The sequence below is a fragment of the Acidaminococcus hominis genome (assembly GCF_022484025.1).
In the GTDB taxonomy this organism is placed as follows: domain Bacteria; phylum Bacillota; class Negativicutes; order Acidaminococcales; family Acidaminococcaceae; genus Acidaminococcus; species Acidaminococcus hominis.
The window spans coordinates 1168797-1195341 of record NZ_JAKVMG010000001.1 but is presented as its reverse complement, the minus strand read 5'-3'; the positions used below and the strand labels follow the sequence as shown (position 1 = coordinate 1195341).

30 protein-coding genes are annotated in these 26545 nt (G+C 52.2%); all 30 read left to right on the top strand.

What is annotated here, in order from left to right; all coding sequences use genetic code 11:
* The 30 genes from LKE88_RS05215 to LKE88_RS05070 all read left to right on the top strand — a co-directional run bounded on the left by LKE88_RS05215 (nucleotide 1) and on the right by LKE88_RS05070 (nucleotide 26443).
* A complete protein-coding gene (locus LKE88_RS05215; protein ID WP_276802957.1) occupies nucleotides 1-654 on the top strand; it encodes a DEAD/DEAH box helicase family protein in 654 nt (217 codons plus the stop codon).
* Nucleotides 641-1189, top strand: coding sequence for a hypothetical protein (locus LKE88_RS05210; RefSeq protein ID WP_276802956.1), 549 nt, complete (start codon nucleotides 641-643; stop codon nucleotides 1187-1189). The genes LKE88_RS05215 and LKE88_RS05210 overlap by 14 nt, the downstream gene beginning before the upstream one ends.
* Nucleotides 1186-3765, top strand: a complete 2580-nt coding sequence (locus tag LKE88_RS05205) for a DUF927 domain-containing protein (protein ID WP_276802954.1) — start codon at nucleotides 1186-1188, stop codon at nucleotides 3763-3765. The genes LKE88_RS05210 and LKE88_RS05205 overlap by 4 nt, the downstream gene beginning before the upstream one ends.
* Nucleotides 3766-4118: 353 nt before the next feature.
* On the top strand, nucleotides 4119-4298 hold the full coding sequence (locus LKE88_RS05200) for a hypothetical protein (protein ID WP_276802953.1): 180 nt from the start codon (nucleotides 4119-4121) through the stop codon (nucleotides 4296-4298).
* Nucleotides 4295-4543, top strand: coding sequence for a hypothetical protein (locus LKE88_RS05195; RefSeq protein WP_276802951.1), 249 nt, complete (start codon nucleotides 4295-4297; stop codon nucleotides 4541-4543). Before LKE88_RS05200 ends, LKE88_RS05195 begins: the two co-directional genes overlap by 4 nt.
* Entirely contained in the window at nucleotides 4521-4775 is a 255-nt protein-coding gene (locus LKE88_RS05190; protein WP_276802949.1) for a hypothetical protein, read from the top strand. Before LKE88_RS05195 ends, LKE88_RS05190 begins: the two co-directional genes overlap by 23 nt.
* Nucleotides 4759-5301 carry a dUTP diphosphatase gene (locus LKE88_RS05185; protein WP_276802947.1) on the top strand — a complete coding sequence of 181 codons (543 nt, stop codon included), beginning with the start codon at nucleotides 4759-4761 and terminating at the stop codon, nucleotides 5299-5301. Before LKE88_RS05190 ends, LKE88_RS05185 begins: the two co-directional genes overlap by 17 nt.
* A 3-nt stretch (nucleotides 5302-5304) precedes the next feature.
* Nucleotides 5305-5496: a hypothetical protein gene (locus tag LKE88_RS05180; RefSeq protein WP_276802945.1), complete on the top strand. Its 192-nt coding sequence runs from the start codon at nucleotides 5305-5307 to the stop codon at nucleotides 5494-5496.
* Nucleotides 5497-5499: 3 nt separating this feature from the next.
* Nucleotides 5500-7731, top strand: coding sequence for a DEAD/DEAH box helicase family protein (locus LKE88_RS05175; protein WP_276802943.1), 2232 nt, complete (start codon nucleotides 5500-5502; stop codon nucleotides 7729-7731).
* Nucleotides 7728-8330, top strand: a complete 603-nt coding sequence (locus tag LKE88_RS05170; RefSeq protein WP_276802941.1) for a VRR-NUC domain-containing protein — start codon at nucleotides 7728-7730, stop codon at nucleotides 8328-8330. Before LKE88_RS05175 ends, LKE88_RS05170 begins: the two co-directional genes overlap by 4 nt.
* Nucleotides 8331-8635: 305 nt before the next feature.
* Nucleotides 8636-8776 (top strand): hypothetical protein, encoded by a 141-nt coding sequence (locus tag LKE88_RS05165; RefSeq protein WP_276802940.1) that lies wholly within the window; start codon nucleotides 8636-8638, stop codon nucleotides 8774-8776.
* Nucleotides 8777-8923: 147 nt separating this feature from the next.
* A complete protein-coding gene (locus LKE88_RS05160; protein WP_276802939.1) occupies nucleotides 8924-9241 on the top strand; it encodes a hypothetical protein in 318 nt (105 codons plus the stop codon).
* The gene (locus LKE88_RS05155; protein WP_276802937.1) at nucleotides 9228-9650 is read left to right on the top strand and encodes a hypothetical protein; all 423 of its coding nucleotides are present in this window, start codon (nucleotides 9228-9230) and stop codon (nucleotides 9648-9650) included. Before LKE88_RS05160 ends, LKE88_RS05155 begins: the two co-directional genes overlap by 14 nt.
* A 236-nt stretch (nucleotides 9651-9886) precedes the next feature.
* Entirely contained in the window at nucleotides 9887-10231 is a 345-nt protein-coding gene (locus LKE88_RS05150) for a hypothetical protein (RefSeq protein WP_276802936.1), read from the top strand.
* A 157-nt stretch (nucleotides 10232-10388) separates the two neighbouring features.
* Nucleotides 10389-10631 carry a hypothetical protein gene (locus LKE88_RS05145; RefSeq protein ID WP_276802935.1) on the top strand — a complete coding sequence of 81 codons (243 nt, stop codon included), beginning with the start codon at nucleotides 10389-10391 and terminating at the stop codon, nucleotides 10629-10631.
* Nucleotides 10632-12479 carry a terminase TerL endonuclease subunit gene (locus LKE88_RS05140; protein ID WP_276802933.1) on the top strand — a complete coding sequence of 616 codons (1848 nt, stop codon included), beginning with the start codon at nucleotides 10632-10634 and terminating at the stop codon, nucleotides 12477-12479.
* Nucleotides 12480-12776 carry a head-tail connector protein gene (locus tag LKE88_RS05135; protein WP_276802931.1) on the top strand — a complete coding sequence of 99 codons (297 nt, stop codon included), beginning with the start codon at nucleotides 12480-12482 and terminating at the stop codon, nucleotides 12774-12776.
* A gap of 4 nt (nucleotides 12777-12780) precedes the next feature.
* Complete coding sequence (locus tag LKE88_RS05130; protein ID WP_276802930.1) at nucleotides 12781-13557, top strand: ATP-dependent Clp protease proteolytic subunit; 777 nt, start codon at nucleotides 12781-12783, stop codon at nucleotides 13555-13557.
* Nucleotides 13558-14790, top strand: a complete 1233-nt coding sequence (locus LKE88_RS05125) for a phage portal protein (protein ID WP_276802929.1) — start codon at nucleotides 13558-13560, stop codon at nucleotides 14788-14790. It abuts the gene before it with no gap.
* On the top strand, nucleotides 14777-15127 hold the full coding sequence (locus LKE88_RS05120; RefSeq protein ID WP_276802927.1) for a hypothetical protein: 351 nt from the start codon (nucleotides 14777-14779) through the stop codon (nucleotides 15125-15127). The genes LKE88_RS05125 and LKE88_RS05120 overlap by 14 nt, the downstream gene beginning before the upstream one ends.
* Before the next feature lie 306 nt (nucleotides 15128-15433).
* Nucleotides 15434-16564, top strand: coding sequence for a phage major capsid protein (locus LKE88_RS05115; protein WP_276802926.1), 1131 nt, complete (start codon nucleotides 15434-15436; stop codon nucleotides 16562-16564).
* A 1-nt stretch (nucleotide 16565) separates the two neighbouring features.
* A complete protein-coding gene (locus LKE88_RS05110; protein ID WP_276802924.1) occupies nucleotides 16566-16928 on the top strand; it encodes a phage head completion protein in 363 nt (120 codons plus the stop codon).
* The gene (locus LKE88_RS05105) at nucleotides 16925-17386 is read left to right on the top strand and encodes a hypothetical protein (protein ID WP_276802923.1); all 462 of its coding nucleotides are present in this window, start codon (nucleotides 16925-16927) and stop codon (nucleotides 17384-17386) included. The genes LKE88_RS05110 and LKE88_RS05105 overlap by 4 nt, the downstream gene beginning before the upstream one ends.
* A 5-nt stretch (nucleotides 17387-17391) precedes the next feature.
* Complete coding sequence (locus tag LKE88_RS05100; protein ID WP_276802922.1) at nucleotides 17392-17892, top strand: phage tail tube protein; 501 nt, start codon at nucleotides 17392-17394, stop codon at nucleotides 17890-17892.
* A gap of 54 nt (nucleotides 17893-17946) precedes the next feature.
* Nucleotides 17947-18360 (top strand): hypothetical protein, encoded by a 414-nt coding sequence (locus LKE88_RS05095; protein ID WP_276802921.1) that lies wholly within the window; start codon nucleotides 17947-17949, stop codon nucleotides 18358-18360.
* Nucleotides 18361-18372: 12 nt separating this feature from the next.
* Nucleotides 18373-21123 carry a tape measure protein gene (locus LKE88_RS05090; RefSeq protein WP_276802920.1) on the top strand — a complete coding sequence of 917 codons (2751 nt, stop codon included), beginning with the start codon at nucleotides 18373-18375 and terminating at the stop codon, nucleotides 21121-21123.
* A gap of 98 nt (nucleotides 21124-21221) precedes the next feature.
* Nucleotides 21222-21692 (top strand): DUF2460 domain-containing protein, encoded by a 471-nt coding sequence (locus LKE88_RS05085; protein WP_338076934.1) that lies wholly within the window; start codon nucleotides 21222-21224, stop codon nucleotides 21690-21692.
* Entirely contained in the window at nucleotides 21689-22270 is a 582-nt protein-coding gene (locus LKE88_RS05080; RefSeq protein WP_276802916.1) for a baseplate hub domain-containing protein, read from the top strand. Before LKE88_RS05085 ends, LKE88_RS05080 begins: the two co-directional genes overlap by 4 nt.
* The gene (locus tag LKE88_RS05075; protein WP_276802914.1) at nucleotides 22267-22743 is read left to right on the top strand and encodes an NlpC/P60 family protein; all 477 of its coding nucleotides are present in this window, start codon (nucleotides 22267-22269) and stop codon (nucleotides 22741-22743) included. The genes LKE88_RS05080 and LKE88_RS05075 overlap by 4 nt, the downstream gene beginning before the upstream one ends.
* Nucleotides 22730-26443, top strand: coding sequence for a phage tail protein (locus tag LKE88_RS05070; protein WP_276802913.1), 3714 nt, complete (start codon nucleotides 22730-22732; stop codon nucleotides 26441-26443). The genes LKE88_RS05075 and LKE88_RS05070 overlap by 14 nt, the downstream gene beginning before the upstream one ends.
* The last annotated feature ends 102 nt before the right edge of the window (nucleotides 26444-26545 follow it).

Here is a 26545-nt window from a genome sequence, read left to right as displayed (position 1 = left end):
ATGGGTATGCCTGTATTGGTCCTGGGGGCCAGCGGCAGCGGAAAATCCGCAAGCCTGAGAAATTTTGAACCTGATGAAATCGGTATCTTCAACGTTGCCGGGAAGCCGCTGCCGTTTCGAAAAAAACTGCCGGTTTTCAACAACGCGGGATACAAAGAAATCGAAGCCGCGTTGAAGCGGCCAAAGCTGAGAACCTACGTTGTCGACGATTCCCAGTATTTAATGGCGTTTTTCTTGTTTGACCATGTTAAAGATATGGGGTACGGAAAATTCACCCAGTGCGCGGTAGATTTCCGCAATCTGATTGACTTTATCGTACGGGAGACGCCTCCAGCCGTGATCGTTTACCTGCTGCACCACACCGAACGGGACGATAACGGATTTATCAAAGCAAAGACAAGCGGGAAAATGCTGGATAACCAGCTGACGGTGGAGGGGCTGTTTTCCATTGTTTTATTGGCTGAGACGGACGGCAAGAATCATTGGTTTACCACTCAAAGCGACGGGTTTACACCGGCAAAGTCCCCCATGGGGTTATTTCCCGAAAAAATCGAAAATGACCTGAAAAAGGTGGACACGGAAATCCGCGAATATTACGAAATGGCACCGATTAAGAACGATGTGAAGGGGGAAACGAACAATGCAGAAAGTTAATTGGAATGATGTAAATGAGTCTACGAACGGTGGTAATCGCCCGCCCGTTGGCGGCTATGTGCTGACCATCATCAACGCAACGGAAAAACCGGAAAAACAGTATTTCCAGGTTGAATGGGACTACAACGAGGGCGAATGGGCTGGACATAACCAAAAAAACGCAACAACAAATAACTGGGGGCTGCCGCGGCTGTTCCGGAGCTATAAACCGGCGGCCCTGGGGATGCTGAAACACTTCCTTCTTGCCCTGGAAAAATCCAACCGCGGCTGGACCATGGACCGTTGGAACAGCTTGCCCGACGCGCAGCAGGCACCGGCCCTGAACGGCTTAATTTTTGGTGCCGTGATCGGGGAAGAAGAATACATCAATAAGGACGGCAAGGTCAAAACGCGGCAATATATCGCCGACACGTTGCCCGTCGCAGATATTCGCGCCGGGAAATTTAAGGTTCCCGCCCTGAAAAAGCTGAAAGGAAACGACAGCAGCGCCACCCCCGCCCCCATTGAAACGGGCGTTGAAGAATGTCCGTTTTGAGCTATGAAGAAATCCTGGGAAAATTAAATAACGTCCATAAGCGCGGCGGTGCCCTGGTGGCGCAGTGCCCAGTGTGCGGTGACGAGGACCATCTGTACATCAACCAGGACGGGGATAAAACGCTGGCATTTTGTCACAAATGCCACGCGTCCCTCCCGGCGGTGTTAAAAGCCCTGGATGTGGGCGGGGAACCGCCTGCACCCGTTGCGCCGTCAAGGCCAAAGGACCACGGGCGGAGAGTAGAGCGGATTGTATACACCTACCGGAACCCGGACGGGAAAGAAGCCTATTGCAAAATTCGGGAAAAATTTGCAGACGGGCACAAAAAATTCAGCTTTTTGTATACTGGGCCGGACGGAACGGTGATTTATAAAAAGCCAAAGCCCTGCAATAACCTGTACAACCTGGACCGGCTGACGGCGGCAAAGAAAACGGAAACGCTGTACATCGTTGAGGGCGAGAAATGCGCCGACGCGATGACGAACGCGGGATTCCTGGCCACCAGCACAAACACGGGGGCAGAGTCGCCGAACTTGTCTGAAACGGACCGAAAGGCCGTCGATAAATTTGCCAAGAAGGTTATCATCCCGGACAACGACGGCCCAGGGGCTGTGTACGGCAAGGCATGGGAAGCACGCGGTGCGAAGGGCCTTCCGCTGCCCGAAATCTGGCCAGAGTGCCCGGTCAAGGGTGACGTTGCCGACTACCTGGAAGCGGGCGGGGATCCGGAAAAAATCCGCGGGTACAACTTCCCAATGGTGGAGTTTTCCGAGGAATATTTCCGGAACCTTGACCGCGCGGACCTTGTTTCCGAGGATTTCCTTTTAAAACTGATTCAGATTGACGACCCGGTGCAGCAGCAGCGGGCGGAGAGCCTGGCCACGTTCCGGGCGTCCGATCTATCCATCAAGCGTGAGTTTTGCAAAAACCTGCAAGCGGCCAGAATCAAGCTGGCACAAGAGCGCAAGGGGAACGAAAATGTTACCCATTTTACGGGGCAGCCGCTGGCCTTGCGGTGCGGCGACTGGATCGCCGATGATGAAGGGATCCGTCGCATGACCACAAAAGGAAATAACGGTGATTTTACCTATCAATGGGCCTCCAGGATTCCCACGTTGCCTACGGGTATTTTGGTTAACGCGGAAACGGGTGAGGAACGTATCCGGCTTGATTTTTACAAGGCGGGCAAATGGGCCAACGTTACAGCCGACCGGGCCGACGTTGCCAATAAAAACCGTATTGTAAACCTGGCAAATAACGGTCTGGAAGTCACGACGGACAACGCACAATACCTTGTTAAATACATCAGCGAATGCGTGACGGAAAACCCGGCAGATATGCCACGAGAGACGTTTATCGACCATTTTGGATGGACGGAGGACGGCGGCTTTGCTCCGTATGTTGACGGGCTGACCATTGACGCCGGACCGACCGGCGACGCCCTGGTTAATGCAATCAAGCAAAAGGGCACACTGGACGAATGGCTCAAGATCGTGCGACCGTTGATGGACAACATTTACCTGCGTTTGACCGTTGCTGCGAGCCTGGCCGCGCCCCTGCTGGAAATCATCAAAGGGCTCCCCTATGTATTTCATCTCTGGGGCGGCACCGGCAGCGGAAAAACGGTTGGTATCATGGTGGCGGCCAGCGTGTGGGGAAACCCGCAATTTGGCGCGATGGTCCGGACCATGAACATGACGGATAACGCATTGGTGGGCATTGCATCGACGTTGCGAAACATCCCGTTTTTCGGCGACGAACTACAGACCATCAAAGACCGTTTTAACGGCTATGACCGCCTGTTATACCGTATCACTGAAAAGACCGGCCGGGCACGCATGACAGCGGACCGGCGCGTGGAAAAGCCCGAAACCTGGAACACTGGATTTATATTTACAGGAGAAGAACCCGTTACCGGCGAAAATTCCGGTGGCGGCGTAAAAAACCGCGTGATTGAAATCGAGTGTGACGGCCCGGTTGTGGAACACGGAAACCAGGTGGTCAGGGCGATTAACGAGCATTACGGCACATTGGGGCCGGAATACATCAAAAAGGCCCTGCAGGTTGACGTCCGCGCTGCCTACGATATGACGTTCCGGGAGCTGATGAAGCTGGGGACGACAGATAAACAGGCAATGACTATGGCGCTACTGACGGTGGCGGATGATATATTTCGGATTTATTTCCTTAAATCCGAAATTCCCGGGCTAATGCCTTCCGACGTTGCCCCGTTTCTGCTGAGCAAAAAACAGGTGGATGTATCGGAGCGTGCATATAGCGCCGTCATTGACTGGATCGCCGAAAACACCGATAAATTTTACGTTGCCCATGTGGGCGAAGCGGAACACCGGGACTGTGACGGGCGTATTTGGGGCGGACGAAGCGGAAATGAAGTGAGCGTAAACAAGTCGGTGCTAATGCGGTTTATGGCCGAGGAAGGATTTAACTTTACCGCGGTCAAGAAAAAATGGGCAGCAACGGGGAAAATCGTTGCAAGGCCAGACGGGAGGGTGCTATGGACTAAATCAATTTGCGGCGTTAAAGCGTCGTACGTGGTTTTGGTGACTGGCAAGTAGTTGCGAGAAAATTCTGAAAGGGTAGAAATGGTAGAACGAGGGTAGAATTTTCGAAACCCGGAAACCCGCACCACGCCTATATATTTAATACTATTTCTACCATTCTACCATTTCTACCATATATATATAGATACGTATGGGATTAAAAATTCCGGAATAAACTGGCTTCCCGGATATATTTATATATTATGCTACCCCCTCTACGAAAAAAGGGTAGAATGGTAGAAAAGTGGCGTAGAGCTAGTATCCATGCGGGTTTCCGGTTCTACCCTGGGGGGGTGCAAAATGGTAGAACTTTGAGGAAAATAAGAAAGTGGGTGTAAAAAGTGGATAAGCTTTACGAAATGTGCGCAATGCTTGACGCAGACGAGGAACGTATCGACGACCTAGAACAGCAAAACGAAGCTTTGCAGGAACGTATCGAGAAGCTGGAGTTTGAAAACCATAAGCTGGGGGCAACGATTGACAGCGATAACAAGATTATCCTGGCGTTAACCCGGGCGTTGCATAAGGGAAGGACGGAGCGGGGATGATTGACCAAAGGGCTTTATGTCACGCTAAAGCAGCCTTGCGCGATGCGCAGAAAATCGCACGTGGCCTGAACTGGAACTTGAGATACCGATACGGATACAATCTGAGATTAAACGATTCTGTGCAACGGCTTGTTGACGCAGAGGATGCAATCGCCGATGCCATTGATCGTTTACGACTGGCGCGGTATCGTTTGCGGGATGCTATCGCGCAGGAGGTGGAGCATGAGCAAAGAAACGGCCATTAATAATGCTACGTTAGTTTTTAGCATGATGGAAAACGCGGGACGGCTTACCATGGCTTCCATGAGCGCTCGCCAGAATGAAATCACATTCCACCCGGAGAGGGGGGAAGAAATCGTTAACACGGCAATCAAGAATCTTGACGCCGTAAAAGACGTCATTAAGGAGCAGCGCCGAAAATTGGTTCGGGCGCGATACGAACTGAGAAAGGAGCAAGAAAATGAGAAAAACGACTAAACTACCGGTGGTGAAAATCAAGGTTTTCCAGGGCGGGCACATGCCCGTCAAGAAAACCAAAGGCGCGGCGGCTTATGACTGTTACGCCCGGATTGATGGGACAGGGGAAGATCAGTATTACGATTCCGACCGCGGCCTGCATTACATCCCTGGCATTAACGGGGTTACGACTAAAACCCCGTTAGGGTTTGCCCTGGAAATTCCAGAAGGGATACACGCGTTTGTCCTTGCCCGGTCCAGCATGGGTTTAAAAACAATGCTGGTTTGCCCCAACGGGGTGGGGCTGATTGATAGCGATTACCGCGGCGAGGTTTGTATGCTGTATCGCGAGATTGACCCCGACTATGACGTCCCTAGTTGGAAGCAGGAGGACGCAATCTATCACGGCGACCGTATCGCACAGCTGCTGTTTAACGTACCGGTTGAGCTGGTGCAGGTGGACGAACTGACACCAACAGAGCGGGGCAACGGCGGCTTCGGGAGCACCGGCCAAACAGACGACCTGGAAACAGAATGGGAGGAGTAAATTATGGATATACTTTTTAAAGCGTTAATGCTGTTTGCCACCATCGACCTGGCTATTTTCGCCATCGAGGAAGGGCGAAAAATCTACCGGCGTTATCAGGCCAAGAAAGCCCTGGAAGCGTTTGCGGCGTGGGCGAAGAAATGCATGGAAGAACGAGCCCAAGCACAGAGGGAGGACAAAAAGAAAGAAGGGTAACGGATGGAGCTGAGGCCATATCAAAGGGACCTGGTGGATAATATCCGGACGGCTATTAACCGCGGCAACCAGCGCGTGTGCGCCGTCCTGGGATGTGGGGGTGGTAAATCCGTTATCATTGCCACCATTGCCAGGGCGTCAACGGACAGCGGGGCACGGGTGTTGTTTTTAGTCCACCGGCGCGAGCTGGTGGAGCAAATCAAGCGGACCATGCACCGGCAAGGCGTGGACTCTGACCTGGGCAGCGTGATGATGGTACAGACGGCCAGCCGACGTTTGCGCAGCCTAGCCCCGCCGGTGCTGATTATCGTGGATGAATGCTTTGTTGCTGGCACACTGGTTGACGGCGTGCCGATTGAAAACATCAGGCCGGGCGACTACGTAAGGTCGTTCGATGAAAAAACAAGAAGGATAATGCCCAAGAGAGTAACGAAAGTCTTCAAGAATCCAATAGGGAACGCCCTGGTTCGTTTAATTATCAATGGAAAAAAGACGGTTTGTACACCGAATCACCCGTTTTTCGTGGTTCCTGGAATATGGAAAGAAGCAGGAGCACTAAAGAAAGGAGATTGCGTATATGTATGTATGCCCAAAATGCGGGGGACCCATGAAGAGTTCGCCGGAGAAAGTCCATCGGTGCATTCGCTGCTACCGAAAAGAAATGGCAGAGCGAAACCGGAAGACGGCTTCAGAAAGAATGAAACTTCACAACCCAATGAAGAATCTGGCAGCAAAAGAGAAGATGCAGAAAACATTAAAGCGAATAGGCCACAGACCATGTATACGCGGCGGAAATGGAACCGGGGATTCTATCCCACAAAAACTACTGAGCAAGGCTTTAGGATGGCCAACAGAGGTGGTCGTTGTAACAAAAATGCGCAACCTAGGGTATCCTCCCTGTTACAAAGTAGACATAGCCAACAGGAAACAAAAGATCGCAATCGAAGCAGACGGAGGTTCTCATGGAGCGCTGCGGGTGAAGGCAGCGGACACAAAGAAAACCAATTATTTGAAATCGCACGGGTGGAAAGTGTTGAGATTTACAAACGATCAAGTTCTGAAAGATTTAAAGAGGTGTGTGGAAACGGTTATGTCTATAACCTAGAAGTGGAGGGCAATCATAGTTATTTTGCCAACGGGATTGCGGTGCACAATTGCCACCACATCTTGTCCAGGACTTACCAAAAAATTATTGAGTATTTCCCAAAAGCCCTGGTAGTCGGTTTTACAGCGACACCCCAACGGATGGGCGAGGGAGGACTGGGCAAGGTATTCCAGCAGCTCATAACGTCGGTAAGCACAAAATGGCTGATTGATAACCATTACCTGGCACCGTACCACCTTTATTCCGCGCCCCTGGCCGACCCCAAGGGACTGCACACCAGAAACGGGGATTACGCCCCCGAGGAGGTTGCAGAGCTGATGGAAAAAGGAGCGATTTTCGGCGACACGGTAAAAAACTGGAAGCATTACGCGGACGGTAAGAAAACCATTGTGTATTGTGCCACTATTAAATCCAGCAAGGGGACGGCGGCCGCTTTTCAGGCCGCCGGGATACCCACGGAACACCTGGACGGACAGACACCCGCGGCGTTGCGACAAAAAATCGTTGAGGATTTCCGCGCCGGGCGTGTCCTGGTGCTGTGCAACGTTGACCTATTCGGGGAGGGTTTTGACGTTCCCGATTGCGAGGCCGTGTGTTTGTTGCGACCCACAAAATCGTTAACGCTGTACATCCAGCAGGCAATGCGGCCCATGAGGACGGACCCGGGCAATCCTGGTAAACAAGCTATCATCCTGGACCACGTGGGCAATTATACCCGCCATGGATTCCCGGACGACGACCGGGAGTGGAGCCTGAAACCGAAAAAGCGGAAAAAACAGGCGGAAACGACGGTGACGCAGTGCCCGGTGTGCTTCCATGTTTTTAAACCGGCGCCGATGTGCCCATATTGCGGCTATGAATTTAAAGCCGCAAAGGACAGCAGCGGCGTGGACAAAGAGCGAGGGCAGGAAACGGTGGACGGCCTGACGCTAGAGGAAATCAAAGAATCTCCGTATGGAGATTACAAGCGTTGCAAGACGTTTACTGAGCTGGAAATTTTCCGCAAGGCCAAAGGGTACAAGTTCGGGTGGAGCCTGCACAAGGCGGCAGAAATGGGTTTGGAGCTGCCCCCGAAATATAGAGGGGTGGCACGGAAATTCAGCGAAGGATGGTTTAGGGGGGACAAATGACAGAAACAGACTTAATGCACGAAATTGAAATCGCTTTATCAGAGCGCGGATGCTACGTCGAGCGCATCAACGTTGGCAAGGTTCAGACCAAGGACGGCCGGTGGTTTTCCACCGGCGCGCCCAAGGGCCGCCCGGACCTGTCCGGGTTCCTTCCCACAACGGGGCGTATGTTTTTCGTGGAGGTAAAAGTTAAACCCAACAAGCCGACGGAAGATCAGTTGCGGTTTATCCATATGGCCAAGTCGTCCGGCGCCCTGGCCTGTGTTGCTTATAGTGTTGATGATGCTGTAAAAATGGTCAATGATGCTATTTTTGACGGTATGGGGCTGGTGGTGATGGACCCAGCGGCGGAACGGCTGCCGGATGATTCCGATTTATGGTTAAAGCTGCTGACGTTTGCCAGTGATTGCCGGGAGCTTTTCGAAGCCCTGGTGACTGTGCGGGATTGCGGGGCAAGGCTGGAAAAGGACGACAAGTTCGGGCTACGGATTGTCCCTTGCGAACGGCAAGACGTTTACCGGGACGCCCAGAAGATGTTTAAGAAATACGCAAAGCCGTTGACTGATGAATTATTTTATTTGGCAAAGGTAGGTGTTTAAAATGCACGAATGGAGAGCAGAAGCGGCCTTAATCGGGCTGGCTATATTTATCGTGGCGACGGCTGCCGTTGCCATCATGGGGCTGGCCAGTATTACGGATTGGGGGCACGCTATCTGATGGGAGCGACGAGAGCAGGGAGCATTGAGGCCAGGCGCCATGTTTGCGACAAATGCGGCAAGGAGTTCATCATCCCGCTGGTGGGCAAATATCCATACACGTTTTACCACAAGCATAAGCGCTACTGGTTTTGTGGCGACCATTGCAAGAGACTGGCCGAGGGCAGCCTAGGACGGAGGCACTATGTATGCAAACCATGATGTTTTCCGGGCGTGCGGTGACTGCGGCGGTGTTTTTCGCTGCACTCCGACCTGGAAATGGTGGACGAAAGACCGGCACGGAAAAAAGATTTGTTTCTGCGGACGGCAATGTTACGAGGATTTTTTAATGAGGAGGCAACAACATGAAAAATAAATTACAAAACCCGCCTGCACCACCTATACACATTGCGGATATTGATGTTTGCAAATTGTGCAGCTATTGTACTTTTAAATTAAGTGCTGACAAGAAGTATTTGGATCCGCGCTGCCGTTACATGAGTACATGCGGAACGCCGCTGTCCGTACTGGACGAGTGCCCCGTTATTGCGACAGCCAAGCGGGTGCCAGCTGGCAAGGCTGACAGCACTGGAAACGATGCAGCAGATCGGTACACCTGGAGGGACGGTATCGAGTGCCGGGAAATCCAGCGCATTATGGCCTGGGGTGCCAGCGCGGAAGAAGCGCCGTACATCTACGACAACGTAAAATATCTTTACCGCTACCCTAAAAAAGGCGGCAGCAAGGACATTCGCAAGGCCATCAAGTGCCTGGAAGAACTGGCCGAACTGGTGGAAGCCAATGAACGTAGCTGACCAATTCCTGGAAGCAGCGGCGGCGATTGTGCAACAGATGAATAGGCTGGAAGAAGAACGGCGTGAGTTTATCCTTGCTATATCTTCCCCGTCCGCCGCTGACCCGAGCCGTGATTATACACAAGGCGGGACCGCCCATGATATAGCTGACGATGTGGCAAGGCTGGAAGAAACAACACAGCGCATTAAAGCGTTAAAGCGCGAGCTAATGATGATGCAAGGATATATTAAACGGATTGACAACGGCCAGAACCGTTACCTGTTATATGCCCATGGTATGTATGGCGTACCGTTGCTGACCATATCCAACACGATCAAGATACCATACACAACATTGCGCCGCGATTACACAGCAGCAAAAAATGCGTTGTGCAAAGCATTGGTAGATTGGCGACCAATAAAGTGGTAAAATGTATTATGTAGGTTTATCCCTTTCGTTGGGTTTTCGGCGTCAAGGACTACACACCTCTTACACTGACAGCAGAGACTTCCGTAAAAATACCGTGTCACTTATTGGCACGGTATTTTTATTGCACAAATTATTCACAAATATTTCACAAGATAGGGGGTATGGTTCGTAAAAGTTGGCACGAAATTTGCAATTCGGCGGTAGGTTTACATTTTTTCTCAAGGTGGTTAACGCAAATGGCTAAAGCGAGCAGAACAAGAGAAATCAATAATCTTTATCAATTTATATACAGTCTAAAAAATAAATGCGACAGTATAAACGACGTCAACAAAGATCTGATATTGCAATATTGCCGTTTTACCATTATGAGCAATGAGGTATCAAAGGAAATTCAGGACGGACTGGGCGTCAAGAAGCCGGAAGAATTGGCAACACTGATTGGACTGTACAAGGAATTTAATAAGATTGCCATTGCGTTATATAAAACCTTAAAATTTGATTCCATCAAAGAAGAACTGAAAGCAGACAAAAACCCATATTTTGAATTATTGGAAGATACCCGAAAAAATGGGAGCGATTAAAAAGCGCTGTCCTACGTGCCACCAGCTGTATACAGGGAAACGCTGCCCAACCTGCACTCGGAAATATCAGAACAAGCGGATGCAGGAAAATGAAGCGCGGAAGATGTACGGCAGCCGAAAATGGGAGAAGTGCCGTAAAAACGTATTCATTAAATACATGGGTTACGATATATGGATGATGGGCATTGGAATTTATTCCCGTCCAGCGCGGCCGGTGGTCCATCATATCATAGAGCGAGACGAAGCGCCGGAGCTGGCCTACCGGCTGGATAATTTAATTACGGTAAGCATTGAGAGCCACGCGGAAATCCATGCCATGTATAAGAAGGACAAGGAAGCAGCCCTGGAAAGAATCCGGGCGGGAACTATGGAATTTAGGAAACGGTTTGGTGGTGGTTGAATGTATGAAAAGGAACTGCGGACCGCAAAGGTCCCCGCGGAACTGAAAAACTACATAGGCGACTATTACCGAGCGTTGGTTGAGCGCGATAAGAAGGGACTGCTGGGGCGGGCGGAGCTGCTGTGCTTTACCCGTTTTTTAAGTCTTGCGAAAAAATATCGTTTTGCCGCCGACGAAATGAAAACGATGTTTAAATTTTTAAATTTGCTGATTTACGTGGACCAGGACGGCAAGGCTAAACACCTGGAATTATACCCGGCGCAGAAATTTATCATGTGCGGGATTTTCGGTTTGAGGCGCCCGGACGGCGGGTATCTAGTGAATACAGCCAATATTTACGTTGCCCGGCGTAACGGAAAATCATTTTTATTGTCCGGCGTGCTGCATTATCTCATGACCATGAGCAAATACCGAAATGAAAATATCATACTGGCCAGCTGCAAGGGGCAGAACGCAGAAATCTGCTTTGATGAATTTGTAAAATTTATCGACAATGACCCATACCTGGCGGAAACGTATACTAACGTAAACCGGACGGCCTGCTGGGCAAAGAGCCGGATTACCAATAACAAGCTGGATATGTTTCGGACCGGCAGCGGCGCGAAAAAATCCCTGGATGGATTTACTAACCGCGTGGCCGTCATCGATGAAGAAATGTTGTGCGACGAAATCATAACAAAGACCATCCAGGATGGGCAAGGACATTACAAGGATAAATTGCTAGTGACCATGAGCACGGCGCAGTTTGAGATCGGCGGGACGAACCATAAAAAATGGTTGAGCCTGGAGAAGAATCTGTTCGAAGGAACGTTGCCAGACGAAATTTTTCTGTTTTTGTGTGAACCGGACAAAGAGGACATAGCGAAAAAAGATTTTTCATCCATCAAAGTGTGGGGCAAGGCAAATCCGGTACTGCTTTTTCAACAGGATGGATACACCGTCAAGGATTATATTAAAAAATCCTACACGGCAAAAGCGCGGGCAGCGAACGAGGTTAAGGGGTTTGATCTGCAATCATTTGCGACCAAACAATGTAATGTGTGGTATTCCGCGGAAGACCGCGGGCTGTGCACGTTTGAGCAAATGAAGGCGTGTGGCGCGCCTATTGATTTTGCCGATGTTGTGGGCAAGGGCTATAAAGATTGGTATTTAGGCATTGACCTGTCCCACACTCTGGATTTAACCTCCGTTTGGTTCGGGGCCATCGTCAAGGAGCAGGACGGGAAAATTTTAAAGGCCGGAAGCCCCAAAGGTGCCCCGCGGATGTTTTGCCACGTCGTTTCCTGGATGCCTAAAAACAAGCTGCAAATGCACGTGGACGCCGATAAATTTCCGTACCGGGATTACGTAGACAAGGAACTGTTTCTCTGCACCGGCGGCGGTGGTGAAAATATTGACGCCGGGCAGGTCCTGGAATTTATCCGGGCGACGATGGAGAAATACGGCCTGCACTATGTGACCATTGCCGCCGACCCCTACGGGATCGCCGGTGTTCAGGAACAGCTGGCCGAGATGTGCGACACGTTTATCCTGCAAAACCAGAGCCCCAAGGCGTTGAGTCAATATATTGAAATCCTGTCCGGACTCTGGAAAGATAAAGCAATCATCTATAGCGCCGAGAATGAAGATATTTTAGAAAAAGCCATGATGAACGCGGTAATGGTCAAGAATCCGACCGGCTATTATAGCCTGGAAAAAATCAGCCTGAGGGCTGATAGCAACGTCCGCATTGACCCGGTGGACGCCATGTTGACGGGGTTCATCGCCCCGTATATTGATTGGAGCCGGGGCGATGTTGACGGCAACGAAATCGTGGACGACTGGCTGGAAATGGTAAGGGGTGAGTAAATGGTAACGTTAGACGAAGTAAAGGAATATCTGAACATTGTGGAGGACGACGACGACCGGATTTTAAACCGGGAAATCGTCGCCGGTTATGGATACCTGGAGGATGCCGTGGATGATTTCCAGGCGATTTATGACAGTAACGAGAGTTTTAAGACAAAGGCTGACGCCTGGGTGCTTGATTTCTGGCTCCCCGATGCCTACGACAATCGGGAAGGCGGATGGGCTGAGGGCAGCGCCGGGATGGACCCCCGCGCCCGGGCCATGATTACCCAGCTGCAATTGTACAGAAAGGAATGAGGGAATGGAAAATCTTAATTTAATCGGAGCCGTTTATGATTGTGAGGCAACGGATGATGTTGTTGCCAGCATCCAGGGGGCCGCGGAAGATTACAGCCTGGACATTAACAGTCCGGGCGGAGATGTGTTTGCGGGCCTGACCATCGTAAACGCCATCCAAAACAGCGGACACAAGGCAACGGCTAACGTCCATGTTATGGCTGCCAGCATTGCCGCCATCATCGCACTTGCTTGCGACGAGGTGGTGGTAGATGAAAACAGCGTTGTGATGCTGCATAACTGCTGGACCGTTGCCGACGGAAATAAAGAGGAATTGCAGAACGCCGTGGAAGCCATGAAACGGATTGACGCCATTCAGCGGAATATCCTGGCAGCCCATTGCCGGGACATTGATAAAGTGAGCGCGGCCATGGACGCCGGGGATTTTTGGATGACCGCCGACGAGGCCGCGGAATATTTTGACAACGTGGTGGTTAAAAAGGTGGAACGCCCTGAAGGTTCCCTGGCCGCTGTCGGGAGCCTGTATGATCTTGTCATTAAATCCAGGGCGAAAGCCGACGACGACGAAAACAAGGACGACGAACCGGAAGGGGGCAGCGATGATGAACCTGCGGAACCTGATGAAGGCGAGCCGGAAAACCCTGAACAGGATGATAGCGAGGACGACGAAAAGAAGCCGAATCCGGATTCCGGTGAAGATGATAAAAAGCCGCAGGCGTACGTTGTCGCACCCGCCCTAGTTGCTTTATTTGCCAGCGTGGACAAGGAACTGGAGGGCTAAATGTTTGAAAAAATCAAGGCTTACATCCGTGGTTATCCCACGGCGAAACAGTACCGAAACCTGGCCCCGGTAGGATATGGCCGCGCGTTTAACATCAGCCCCAACGCCGATGTTATTTTTGCAACGTGCGTAAAAATCCTAGCACAGAACCTGGCACAGTTCCGGTGGACGGTGTATCGCCCCGATTCCACCGCGGAACCGGGCGCCGTGCCCGGCAGCGCCACTGTGCTAAATTACCAGCCGTACCCCGGGATTAATGCGTACGCATTTTGGGAATTTATGGAAAAACAGCGGATTTTATATGGCAATGCGTTTGCGTATATCAAGTGTGACCGTACAACAGCCGTTGCCGCCCTGGTGCCCCTGGACGCCGGGAGTATGCAAGTGGTGTGGGACGACGCGAACATCCTGGATGGAGGGCGGAAACTGGTTTACCGGTATACGGACCCGAGAAACGGCGAAACGTATACAATCCTGCCCGATGAAATCCTGCATTTCCGGGCGTTTTCCACCAACGGGATTCTGGGCCGCCCGGCGGGGGCTGTGCTACGTGATACGCTGCAAGCCAATGCAGAAGCGGAGGGCGCCATCCGGAGCACCATTTCCAACGGTTTTTCCGGTACTATCGTACTAACCTATACGTCCGATCTGAGCAAAACGAAGCAGAAAGAGCTGCAAGCACAAATCAAGGAGCTGCTGTCCAACAGCAACGCCACGATTTTGCCGCTGCCCGCTGGCATGGAAGCCAGCAACATTACCAACGACGTTGGTAATTATTACCAGATTGTCAAGGAGTCCAAGGCGGAAGATATTTCCGCCCTGTTTGGTATTCCGCTGGCCATGCTGAATCGCATGGGCGGCACCGGTGCGGCAACATTTTCCGCGTCGCAGATGATGCAATTTTTTAGTCAAACGATCGCGCCGATTCTGGAACAATACGCAGCGGAATTGTCTGTTAAGCTACTGTCCGAACGGCAGCGGGAAGCCGGGTTACGGTTCGGGACCGTGAACGATGTGTTCGACACACTGGATGCCCAAAGCAAGGCGTCCGTTCTGTGCAGCTACACCGGCGCCGGGATTTTAACACCCAACGAAGCCCGGGCCAGCCTGAAATATCCGCGTTTGGATACGCCGGAGGCGGATATGCTGACACAGCGGGGCGGCACCGGTGCCCTGGGTGACAGTCCGGGAGAAGAACAGGGAAACGAAGGAGGAAAAAATGACAACGATTGATAAAACCGTAAAATTCAAGGCGGGCGGCAAGGAGTACGCCGTGTGTTACCCGTTGAAAGCCGTCATGGGAGCCGAACAGGAGTTGCCCGGGAACAGCCTTTTTAAAGCCGTAGCCGTGGCCAGCCTGACGAATTTTTACATCATGCTGAAATGGGGGCTTATCGGCGGCGGGATGCCGGAGAATACACCGGTGGAAACGTTTGACGAAATCTGGGCCGCCGCCCTGGCAGAGATGAGCGCGCAAGATTTATATATGAAAATCCTTGTGCCCGCATTGATGAAGTCGGGGACGTTTGGGAAGGTCCCAAAAAACCTGGCCCAGGGGACCAAAAAATAAAGTCTTATGAAACCGTTGCGGACCTTGCAACGGAGCTGGAAAAAATTGCCTATGGGGAACTGAACCTAAAGCCGTGGGAATTTGAGCGGCTGACAGTTGGGGAATTGGACGCCCTGTTCGAAGGGTACATGCGGAGGGTAGATCGGGAAGAAGATTTACTAATCAGACGCGTATCCCTGCCCGTGTATCAGTCAATGTTAGGGAAACATGCTCCCACCTATGAGCAACTGACCGCCTACCGGCGGAAAAACAAAGCGCCGGGGAAGATGGACCCCGCCCTGGCAGAGAAATGGAGGAAGATTTTTAATGTTGCACTCCCTGGAGTTAAAAAGGGAGCTGGCCGCAAGCAGGGCCAGCCTGAAAAAGAAGGTTGAAAACAGGGAGCCGGTGAGCGCCGAAGAACAGCAGCGCCTGCAGGCCGCCCTGGATGAATATCAAAAAGCCGTTGCCGCGGAGACCGCGGAGAAAGGAAAGAAAACGACCATGGAAAAAATTACTAGAGGAATGATTAACGCCGCCCTGAAAGATTTTTTGCGCGGTGATCGCGAGAAAATGAACCAGCTGGATGCCACCATGAAAGCAGCGTTCCAGGCAGCGGCTACCGGCCAAAATGGGGCCGTGTCTGCTGACGGCGGGTTTCTGCTTCCCGAAATCCTGCTGCCCATCGTCGAAAATGACCGGCAGGGCGTAGACCTGAGATCCATCGTGACCGGCGTAACCGTTGGTACCCGTTCCGGCAAAATCCCCGTTATCGATTACGCCAACCAGGCAGGCGTAACGCTGGAAGCCTTTGACGAAAACAACGCAATCAAAGAGGGCAAGGCAGCATTTACCCAGCTGGCATTTACCCTGGCCAGCAAGGGCGCGCTGATTCCTGTATCTAATGAACTGATTCGGGACAGCGCCACCGATATTGTGGCCCTGATTGCTACCCTGTTTAACCGCATTTATATCAACGATGTAAACAAAGACATCTTGGCTAAAGCCGTTGCACCGTCCGATGTAAAGAAGAACACCGTCGCCGATTTCGGCACCGTGGGCGCTATCGATGCCATTAAAAAGGCCATCATTACCTGCCCGCTGGATGCAGGCGCCAACGCATCCGTGGTTGTCAACCAGAACACGTTCGCAGCCATGGCACTGGCCAAAGATACCCAGGGCCGTTACCTGCTGGCACGGGATGCCAACAACGAAACCGTGCGGCAGATCGAAAGCCGTCCTATCCACGTTGTAGAAGGGGCTGCCCTGGCTGATAATACGGCTGTTATTGGTGACTATAGAGCACTGTACCATATCGCGTACCCCGCCCTGGAAGTACAGTCCAGCACGGAAGCAGGGTTCAGAACGAATAGCACCGTCGTTCGCGCCGTGGCTAGATTCACGGACCTGAACACCTACGGCAAATGCTTTACCGTTCTGAGCAAGGCCGGAGCATAAAATGTTCCGGAGGAACCCGGGGCGATTTACGGAAACAATTAAACTGATGAAACCCAGCGCCCCTAAACGAGACGCCCTGGGCGGCGTCAGTGCAACAACTTACACGGATTTTTTAAAGCTGCGGGCGCTTGTGACCGTCAAAAGCCAGAGCAAGCAGCAGATTATCGGCGACTATGTGACCGTGGACACCCGCTATTTTTTAGTGCGGGATACCCGGAAAACGTGTCCGGACCTGGACAGTACGTGGCGCCTGGAATGGGGCGGCAAAGCATATAAAATCAACGATGTGTTGTTGATTGACGAAAGCCGACCGGCCTATGTGCAGATTACGGCAACGGCCGTTACGGGGGGCGGTAAATTATGACGTACAAATTACCATTTACCGCGATCAGCAAGGCATTGTACGCGACCCTGAACGGGCAAGGGCTGGAATGGTTTGACAGCGCTGTGCCGATTGCCGAAATCGAGGACTATTTCAGAAGTCAAACGGAGTTTGCTTACGGTATCCTGGGCGCTGCCGACATGGACGCGCGGGATACAAAGACAGGCCCCGTGTGGACCATGGCTATTAATCTGCAAATTTACAGCAATTACCGCGGCCGAAAAGACGTTGCCCAAAAGCTGGAAACGACGTTTTGCCGTTTGGTAAGCACCGACGGGCGAGAAGCGTTAAACAGCAGCCTGAACACCGAAGGTTTTAACCTGGTGGACTTGACCGTTGGGGCCGTGTCTATCAGCTTACCGATCGTAGGGGACGCGGGGGAATGGCAAAACGGCAGCATTGATTTAAAAATTCGTGTAGGACAGTTAAAGGAGGACTAATCTAAATGAGTGTAACTATCACGGCGGAAAACTTGCCGCAATTTGACGGCGCCACCGGTATTTCCGGGAAAAAGCGCCTGTTATATGTTAACTATGGGACCGGTGCCACCGCCGACTCCCCGAAATGGACTCTTATTGGTGGGGCCGAAGATTTTACAATGAGTCCGACGGTTAATACCCAAAGCAAGACCACCAAGGACAGCGGCGGCTGGTCCATCGCGGCCCCGACTGGCAAGAGTTTCGAAATTTCTTCCAAGCTGGTGGCGATCGCAAACGATGTTGGCCAGAATGTGCTGAAATCTTTTGTCTATGACGACAAGTGCACCGATAAAAACGCGCTGCAATTTGCTTACGTCGATGTAGACACCAAGGAATATATGCAATTTACCGCCGTTGTTACGAGTTTCGAGGAAACCAGTGCGGCGGAGGACCTGGTGGAATACAGCATGAAAGCAACCGGCACTGGTAAACCAGAAATGAAAACCGGCTTCACCGCTGGCGAATAACCAAACAGGGCCGCCACAGCGGCCCTTATTTATTATTATTTGAGGTGATCGCGCGTGGAAACCATTGCAGAATTGCGGGCGAAAGTCCAGAAATATACAGACGCGGGGTTTGCCGCGGACGTTGTGAGAGCCGCCCGGGAAGCGCAAAACGCGACCTGCGACTATATCATGCGTACCCATCCACAAACAGGGTTCGGCGGGGTTGAAATTGCGAAACACATACAAAAGGGAAAATTTACAGTTGGAAACGTAGGCGTTGTTAATGCAACGGTTTACGCAAATTATTTTGCCCGATGGTACAACACGGGGTCCTATGGACGCGCAATCCGGAAACGGGGACCGCGGCAAGGCATGAAAGGCCCTGAATATGCACCACATGGGACCTATTTCGAAAAGAACGCGCAAGCGATCGAACAATATTTTACAGACTATCTTTTAAATTACCTGAAAGAACACATTGACCTGTAGGAGGTGGAATAAATGGCAGACGCAAAAATCAATCTGGAAACCTTTACCAATGATGAAGGATTAAGACGGCTGAACAGCGCCCTGGCCGAGGGGGCACAAGCCGCAGCCGCCATGCAGAAGGAATTGCGGGACCTGGAAAAAGCCACGCAATCCGGCACGAACGCGACCTCCGAACAGGCTAGGGCCATGCAGGATTTACGGGAGAAACTGAACGCCCAGAAGCAGGTCAACGCTGAATATAACAAGGCTATCAAGGATACGGTTAGCAACCTGGGAAACGTGGAAGAAAAACACAGTTCCCTGGGGCAGCTGATGGACAGCGTAGCGGGGAAGCTAGGCGTTAACACCGCGGCGTTTACGTCCCTGGATGTTGCCGCCGGGGCGTTTGCTGGTACCCTGGCCGTCAAGGCGGCCTCCGCCATTGCCCAATTTATCCAAAACGTGGCCGCTATGGGAGCGGCCACTGAAAAATCCGCGGCTGTATTCGCGGCCTGGAAACCGGCGGCGGAAGACGCGGCGGAAGCCGGTAAACTGTTTAATGCCGTTGGACGCGATACCAATTACGACCTGACCGCGGTCAAGCAATGGGGCATGGACCTGGTTAACCTGGGTTATAGCGCAAACAACGCCGCCCACATGATTAAATTGTGTGCTGATACCGCCGCGGGTTTGGGCAAAGGACAAGCGGGTGCGGAAACGCTTATCCGTACCTTAGCCAGAATCCAGGCAACGGGCGAAGTATCCTCCCGGCAAATGAAAGAATTGCAGCAGTCCGGGCTGGATATGGACAAGGCGTTTGAATCCGTGGGTATGACAGCCGAAGAGGCCATGGAAGCCATGGACGACGGAACCCTGAACGCCCAGGACGCTGTAAAAAGCCTAACCGATTACATGCACACTTTTGACGGGTCCATGGCTGAGTCCAAGCAGAACATTATCGACGAATGGGGCGACGTTGAGGGCAACATGGTGACTATCTGTGCTGGCATTGGTGGCGCCATCTTTGAGGCTTTTGATAAATCCGGAATAGTACAAACCCTGGTAGATTTTACCCAGGATTTGCTGGACCTGGTGTGGTCCGACGGAACCAGCGCGTTTAGTGAGTTTGGCAGTATTGCCCAGTGGGCGCTTGACGCTATCGACGCCGGACTGGAAGTTGTCCACACAGCAGTCAAAGCTGTAATCATTATTTTTTACAAACTAAACGACGCCGCCCGGAATATCGGGAGTACCATCGCTGGTTATTTGGCACCAATTCTCCGACCGCTGCAAGCTATTTGGGACAAGATTAAATCCATCGTGGCCACCCTGGGCGGGGCGGTACAGGAGTACGTCGGGACCGCGTGGGACGAGCTGGTTGGGCCGCGGAAGGGCGTACCCCGTGAATACGACGAAAGCAAGAACCGTTTTCACACGGCCAGCCGGGCCCCCAAGGCAACCGGCGGCAGCGTGGGAAGCACGCCGCATGAATCCGCCCCGAGAATGAGTCAAGAGGAGCGGGAACAGCAACGGCAGGTTGACGCGCTCATTAAAAAATATACGGACTGGATCGGTGTCAGACAGGCAAACGAGAAGGCGGCCATCGAGGAAATGAAGGTCCGGGCAACGATGCTGACCGGCGAGGCTAAAGCAGACGCCGACCGGAAGGTCAAGCTGGCCGAGTACAAAAAGACCTATGACGATTTAATCGACAGCTACGAAAAGGAAATCAAGCTGGCAGAAAATATCCAGGACGACGGGACCCGGCAGGCCGTTGCGGACCGTATCAGCGAGCAGGAGCGGGACGCCAAAGAGCTTTACGAAGCTCAAATCGAAGCCTTGCAATATGCGGAGCGTCTGAAACAGCAGCAGGCAAATAGCAAGGAATTGATGGCCACGTTTGGTGCCGACCCCAACAGCATTAAAGCTTATGTGGACGCCATTAAAACGACCGTGACGGACGCAATGGCCGAAATCGACCAGGCAATGGCTACAGCAGGCGAGGACCAAGAAGCGGGTATTAACGGCCTGGCAAAAGTCCTGGGCATGAGTCCTGAAGCCATTAAGGACGAAATGGCCGCGAAAAACGAGACGTTGCAGGAGTTTGTCGACAACTATAAACAGAAATTGGTTGACGCTGGGGAAGCTGAAACGAACCAAGTCAAAAATACGAAAAACTGGAAGGATGCCATGGTCAGCTATTGGCAAGAAGCTGGCAAATCCATGGGAGAGGCTTTTGGCAGCATTTTGACCGGGACGAAATCCGCGGGGGCTGCCCTGGGTGATTTTGTCAAGACGATTTTCCAGAACGCCCTTAAAATTGCGTCTGAGTGGTTGGGCCTGTTTGCTGTCTACTCTATCGTAGGCACCCCCAAGCTGGCCGCCCGTTGGGCAGGTTATACCCTGTTTGGCATGGATTTTGGCAACGTCACAAAGGGCAAGTTCGGCTTTGGTCACGCTGCCGGCGGGTATGTTGCCGGACCTGGCACCGGGACAAGCGACTCTATCCCGGCAATGCTGAGCAACGGGGAATACGTCATTACGTCTCAAGCGGTTAACCGCATTGGGCGGGATAACCTGGACGCTATTAACGCCGGACGCGTTCCTGACCTAGGAAGCAACGGGGGCGTTACCGCGATTTCCGGCGGAAACGTCACGTTAAACGTGTCCGCGGTTGACGCGTCCGGATTCAGTGCATTTTTACAGCGCGGCGGCCTGGATGCAATCAAGCAGGCGCTTTTTGATAACAATCGTAATTTTGCCGCTGAGAGCGGGGTGTGGTAATGGCTTCAAAAAAATTCCCCCAGGAAATTAAACATTTGACATGGAACAGTAAGTTTAAGCAAAAATGGAATACGCAGGTACAGACGTCCGGATCCGGAATGGTTCGGACGTTGACCAACCAACTTTACCCGCAATGGACTATCACGGAAACGTTTGGCCTGCTGGATGATGATACGGCGGACAAGCTAATGGCTTTTCTGGCCAGCGTCAAGGGCGGTTATGAGCCGTTTTTATGGTTGGACCACACATTAAACCGGGAAACCGGCCGGGTGTTGCTTGTAATCGTGCCCGGAAAATATCAGGCTGTCTGGAGCCTGGACGGATATGTGGAACCGGCGGATTATATCGAGGACGTGACCGTCTACGTGGACGGCAAGAAGCAAACGAGCGGCTACAGCGTGTCCGACGGTGTTGTCAGCTTCTCCACGGCACCAGCAACGGGGGCTGTGGTCACGGCAGACTATACGTATTGGTTTAAGGTCCGGTTTTCCGATGATGGAGGAGAGTTAACCCGTGTTTTCGAAAACGTTAACAATTCCAGCAGCTTTAAGATGGATGTGGTGAGATGAAACAGGTAGATGCAAGCCTGACGGCTTATTTAAACACACAAAAACAAATACAGAGCTGTGACCTTTACGACATTATTCTGGCCAACGGTAATCATTACTATTACACTGATGCAGATATTGACATTAACAACGGCGGGACGGTTTACCAGCACGAGAAATTGCTGTTTAAACGGCAGCAAATCAAACTAAATTCTACACTGACAGTGGACACGTTAAGCGTGACCATTTACGCCGGTAAAGAGGATATGATCGAAAGCAAACCCGTAATGAAGGCCGCGCTAGACGGGACCATGGACCGGGCGCGGCTGCACCTTAAACGGTGCTTTTTCCGGGACAGCGCCGTGGTGGGAACCGTTGATTTATTTTTCGGAAAAATCGAAATCAAAAACGCGGGCGGCCTGCAGCTGCAGCTATCCATCAAGGCGGAAACCAGCGGGCTAAACATGAATTTTCCCATCCGAAAATACTATCCCCAAGGGAGCTTTTCCACCGGGTCCGGCGGCGTCGTCACGGCGTCCAGCACGGACAGCAGCGCGGTGATCGCGCCGCATATCCCACGCAAGGAGGTGCTGTTATGAGCGAGCAAGGCGACAGGATCGCCGCTGCCGCTTTAACCTGGCTGGGAACACCCCACGTAAACGAGGGCAAGGCCAAAGGACACGGCGTGGATTGCGGGATGCTTTTAATTTGCAGCCTGGAAGATGCTGGCCTGGTAAAACGCGGCGAAATCAAGGTTAAACATTACTCCAATATGTGGCATTTAAGCCACGGGGACGAATGGTTTAAATCCATCGTGGAGCAATATTGTGACAAAGTAGACACCATGGAGCGGGGCGACTTCCTGCTGTATCAGTACGGCCGGTGCGTTAGCCACGGCGGCGTTTATATGGGCAACGGCATTGTGTGCCATGCCCGGGTTGAGCAGGGCGTTATCCTGTCATCCATCGACGACGTGGATTTTTTAGACGCCCACGGCACCAGCCGCCTCCGTGGCGTGTATCGATTTAACACTAAAAAGCGAGACGAGGTGAGAGCGCATGGGGCTATTTAGAGGGCGGACCGTTACGACGCGGGCCAATAAAATCAGTGATTTTACCGTCGCAACGGCCAGTTACGGCGGCGCGGTCCCCGTTGTATACGGCACCAGCCGCCTGGCTGGCAACGTGATTTACTACGACGATTTTACTGCCCACGAACATAAAGAGACACAACGGACCGGCAAAGGCGGCAAAAGCAAATCTGTATCCATTACATATACGTATACCGTTGCTGTTATCCTGGGGCTGTGTGAGGGGCCTATCAATGGTATAGGCAAGGTGTGGTTAGGCAAGGACGTTTACAATTACCCATCCGACCAAATCGGTATGACCTTGTATGACGGGAGCCAAAAAGCCCCGTGGCCGTACGTCACGGGCAAGCACCCGGACAAAGCGTTGACCTATGAGAACCTGGCTTATATGGCGGGCGTTATTGACCTGGGCGATAGCGGATCCATGCCTGATTATAATTTCGAGGTCCGGGGGATGCTAACGGCGACCGGGGATGGGACCGACGCAAACCCGGCCGACGTAATCCGGGACATCCTGGATAAAGTAGGACTGGCCAGCGTTGAAATTATCGGCCTGGATAACTACCGGAAATATTGCCGGGAAGCTGATTTACTGATTTCCAGCCCCACGGACACCACCGAAGCGAAAGCCGCACACGACATTATCAACGAGCTTATGACGTTGACCAATGCGTATATGTTTTGGTCCAACAATAAATTTAAAATCGTGTGCAAGGCCGACCGTCCCGTGGGCAGCTGGGCACCGGATACCACTATCCAATACGATTTAACCGCTGACGATTTCCTGGAAAGCAACGGGGCTCTGGTGACTTGCCAGCGCAAGGACAGTTCCGAAATTTATAACCGTTTTCCAGTAGAATTTATTAGCCGAAAAAACAGCTATGAAACGGAAACGGTTGCTTATGAGTTAAAAGACGACATTGCGGAATACGGACTCCGGCAGGCCAGCAGCACGACGGCGCATTGGTTTTACACAAAGGAACGGGCCGTTAAGGTAGCCGAACAGCTGGCAAGGGATGCCCTGTACGGGCGGAATAAATTCACATTTAAACTGGACTGGGCGTTTTGTCGCCTGGAAGTCGGCGACCTGGTTACACTGACCGACAGTGCCCTGGGCCTGGATAAAACCCCCGTTATGATTGACAGCGTGACGGAAAACACAGACGGTACGTTGACGTTTACCGCCATCAGCCGACCGCCCGTGAAAGCGAGCAAACCTGCTTATGATGTGCATGAGGGCGACCGGCCGTACATTGATTACAACGCCGACGCGCCGGACACGGACACGCCGCTCATTATGCAACCGCCCGCGGAACTGACCACCAGTGGCCTGGAAGTATGGATAGGCGCCAAAGGCAAGGGGGACCTGTGGGGCGGCTGTGAAGTGTACGTTGCCGACGACGGAACGAATTACAGGGCAGCCGGGACCATTGCCAGCAGTGCCCGTGTGGGGACCCTGGCAAAAAGCATTAATGCCACGGATACCAGCGTGGAAGTGTCTTGCAACGGTACGTTTTTATCCGGAAGCCAGCAGGACGCGGAACGCGGCAACACATTGTGCTGGATTGACGGCGAGTGTTTGAGTTACCAGGGCGCCGCGCTATTAGATAACGGGCACTGGATGCTTGACGGCTGTATCCGCGGCCAGCATACAACTACGGCCGCGGCTCATGACGCCGGGGCTCAATTTGCTCGCTTAGATGCAAGCCTGCTCCGTATCCCATTTTTAAGCGAGGATGTAGGCAAAAAGGTGTATTTAAAATTTGTATCCTTTAACGTTTTTGGCGCAGGGGTGCAGGACCTGGCTGCCGTCAAGGCGTACGAGTACACCGTAAAAAAATACTACATCCCTGCCGTCAAAAACGTACGGGCGTATAACCGGTATCGGCACCTGGCAGACGGCGTCAGCAGATACGACGTAGTGGTCCAATGGGACCCGCCGGAACTGGAGAGTTACGCCGCCGGGCAGGTGTGGTATCGCACCAACGCCGGGCAGATGCAGGATTTAACGGCCGTTAACGGCGTACCGGCAAGCGAGCTGGGCTATTACGGTAAATGGATTTTTGGTGGGCAAGGCAAAAACGAGGTTGTAATCCCCCAGGCTGTAGTGGGGGATGCCTACGAGATTGCAGTAACGACCGTTGATAAATGGGCCGCAAGCACGGACCCCGACCTTGCCCCGACGGTTAAGATTACCGTTGCCATGCGGACCATGGTACCAAACACCCCGGATGGGTTTACCATTGCATTTGGCAAGGTGGCAACGGCCACGTGGAACGAGGTAACGAACACCGACGTAATGTACTACGAAATCCGGCGGGACAACGCGCCGGGAGCTGAAACCGCTGGCCTGCTGGCACGAACCAGCGGGACGTCGGCGAACGTAGGGCTGACTGGCAGGACCGGGCGGCTGTACCTGTTCGCCCGAAACGCCCTGGGCAAGTACAGCGTTCCGGCGGTGCTGGATTACAACAAGGTGGCGCCCGGGAAGCCGGACGCGCCGACGGTAAAAAATACCATGACGGGATTTTCCGTTGCCGGGCAAGGTATCCCGGCGGACGCAATCGGAATGATGGTATACATCAACGACGGCGACGCCGTAAAGACAGAAAACCCGGTCATGAGCTATAACTGCGAACCGGGAATTTATGACGTGGCCATTGCATATTATGATATGTTTGGAGCCGGGGAACGGTCCGCAACGGCGCGGACGACGGTAAAAATCATTATCGACGAAACCAACATCAAGGATATGGCCATCAGCTTGCAAAAGGTTGACAAGACCATCCAGGATGCCGTGAAGGAAGCGCAAGGCATTTCCGGTAAAGTTGCTGAAATCAAGCAGACCACGGACAGTATCCAAGCGACCGTTGCAGACGATAAAAAGGAACTGGCCAGTCAGATTACCCAGAACAGCGACAAAATTACATCCGTTGTCACGAATTTGGGCGATAGTGCAAAAGCGAAAGAAGCCTATAGCGCCATTGCCCAGATGCAAGATGATATTGCGTTAAGGGTTAAATCTGGGGATGTTGTGTCCCAGATTAATCTGAGCAAAGAAGGCGTACAGATTGACGGCAAGCTCCTGCACGTTACTGGGGATACGCTGTTTGAAAACAATGTTGTAACCAAAGGCATGATCCAGTCCGGAGCCGTAACGGCAGATAAAATGGATGTTGACAGCCTGTCAGCTATTACGGCCAACGTCGGGAGCCTAAAGGGCGGGACTATCACGGGAACCCAGATTGTCGGGACAAATTTTAAAAACAGCTCCGGTAGTTTTACCGTCGACGACGCCGGGAATATCTACGGAGCCACGTTAAAATCCGGGACCATCGACGGCAATACAATCCGCATTAATGGCTACAACGTCCGGGCCGTCACTATCATGCGGGGGGTGCTTTGGGCTGATGACGATGTCAATAATGGATGCGTCACCGTGCCTCTGCCAGCCGGTTACACAGAGAGTCAGTGTATCTGGGATTGCTATACGCAAGGCGGGGTAAAAAGCGATAATCATTGGAGTTACTGGAAACAGCCTTATCAAGTCCTGTCTACGACTGACACTAATAGCTTTAGCAACAATGACACGCTTAAAAAGGCGTATGGTAGTCGGACATACTATTGCGACAACAGTATGTCCGACCACTGGGTGGCCTACTGGATTATAGGAGTCAAATAATGATTTACTACTTAATCGACGATAAAACTAAACGATGCTACGGATTTGCCGACCAGATGCCAGGGCCGGTAGACGGTACTACGGTTTTTGGGAGCGACCGAA

Bases quoted from the DNA above. Each gene is read 5' to 3' on its own strand.
- LKE88_RS05125 (WP_276802929.1), top strand. From the start codon at position 13,558: ATGTTTGAAAAAATCAAGGCTTACATCCGTGGTTATCCCACGGCGAAA.
- LKE88_RS05150 (WP_276802936.1), top strand. From the start codon at position 9,887: ATGGCTAAAGCGAGCAGAACAAGAGAAATCAATAATCTTTATCAATTT.
- LKE88_RS05110 (WP_276802924.1), top strand. From the start codon at position 16,566: ATGTTCCGGAGGAACCCGGGGCGATTTACGGAAACAATTAAACTGATG.
- LKE88_RS05105 (WP_276802923.1), top strand. From the start codon at position 16,925: ATGACGTACAAATTACCATTTACCGCGATCAGCAAGGCATTGTACGCG.
- LKE88_RS05140 (WP_276802933.1), top strand. From the start codon at position 10,632: ATGTATGAAAAGGAACTGCGGACCGCAAAGGTCCCCGCGGAACTGAAA.
- LKE88_RS05195 (WP_276802951.1), top strand. From the start codon at position 4,295: ATGATTGACCAAAGGGCTTTATGTCACGCTAAAGCAGCCTTGCGCGAT.
- LKE88_RS05185 (WP_276802947.1), top strand. From the start codon at position 4,759: ATGAGAAAAACGACTAAACTACCGGTGGTGAAAATCAAGGTTTTCCAG.
- LKE88_RS05145 (WP_276802935.1), top strand. From the start codon at position 10,389: ATGGGTTACGATATATGGATGATGGGCATTGGAATTTATTCCCGTCCA.
- LKE88_RS05120 (WP_276802927.1), top strand. From the start codon at position 14,777: ATGACAACGATTGATAAAACCGTAAAATTCAAGGCGGGCGGCAAGGAG.
- LKE88_RS05135 (WP_276802931.1), top strand. From the start codon at position 12,480: ATGGTAACGTTAGACGAAGTAAAGGAATATCTGAACATTGTGGAGGAC.
- LKE88_RS05075 (WP_276802914.1), top strand. From the start codon at position 22,267: ATGAGCGAGCAAGGCGACAGGATCGCCGCTGCCGCTTTAACCTGGCTG.
- LKE88_RS05160 (WP_276802939.1), top strand. From the start codon at position 8,924: ATGAGTACATGCGGAACGCCGCTGTCCGTACTGGACGAGTGCCCCGTT.
- LKE88_RS05210 (WP_276802956.1), top strand. From the start codon at position 641: ATGCAGAAAGTTAATTGGAATGATGTAAATGAGTCTACGAACGGTGGT.
- LKE88_RS05130 (WP_276802930.1), top strand. From the start codon at position 12,781: ATGGAAAATCTTAATTTAATCGGAGCCGTTTATGATTGTGAGGCAACG.
- LKE88_RS05115 (WP_276802926.1), top strand. From the start codon at position 15,434: ATGTTGCACTCCCTGGAGTTAAAAAGGGAGCTGGCCGCAAGCAGGGCC.
- LKE88_RS05080 (WP_276802916.1), top strand. From the start codon at position 21,689: ATGAAACAGGTAGATGCAAGCCTGACGGCTTATTTAAACACACAAAAA.
- LKE88_RS05175 (WP_276802943.1), top strand. From the start codon at position 5,500: ATGGAGCTGAGGCCATATCAAAGGGACCTGGTGGATAATATCCGGACG.
- LKE88_RS05170 (WP_276802941.1), top strand. From the start codon at position 7,728: ATGACAGAAACAGACTTAATGCACGAAATTGAAATCGCTTTATCAGAG.
- LKE88_RS05215 (WP_276802957.1), top strand. From the start codon at position 1: ATGGGTATGCCTGTATTGGTCCTGGGGGCCAGCGGCAGCGGAAAATCC.
- LKE88_RS05180 (WP_276802945.1), top strand. From the start codon at position 5,305: ATGGATATACTTTTTAAAGCGTTAATGCTGTTTGCCACCATCGACCTG.
- LKE88_RS05155 (WP_276802937.1), top strand. From the start codon at position 9,228: ATGAACGTAGCTGACCAATTCCTGGAAGCAGCGGCGGCGATTGTGCAA.
- LKE88_RS05100 (WP_276802922.1), top strand. From the start codon at position 17,392: ATGAGTGTAACTATCACGGCGGAAAACTTGCCGCAATTTGACGGCGCC.
- LKE88_RS05085 (WP_338076934.1), top strand. From the start codon at position 21,222: ATGGTTCGGACGTTGACCAACCAACTTTACCCGCAATGGACTATCACG.
- LKE88_RS05090 (WP_276802920.1), top strand. From the start codon at position 18,373: ATGGCAGACGCAAAAATCAATCTGGAAACCTTTACCAATGATGAAGGA.
- LKE88_RS05070 (WP_276802913.1), top strand. From the start codon at position 22,730: ATGGGGCTATTTAGAGGGCGGACCGTTACGACGCGGGCCAATAAAATC.
- LKE88_RS05190 (WP_276802949.1), top strand. From the start codon at position 4,521: ATGAGCAAAGAAACGGCCATTAATAATGCTACGTTAGTTTTTAGCATG.
- LKE88_RS05200 (WP_276802953.1), top strand. From the start codon at position 4,119: ATGCTTGACGCAGACGAGGAACGTATCGACGACCTAGAACAGCAAAAC.
- LKE88_RS05165 (WP_276802940.1), top strand. From the start codon at position 8,636: ATGCAAACCATGATGTTTTCCGGGCGTGCGGTGACTGCGGCGGTGTTT.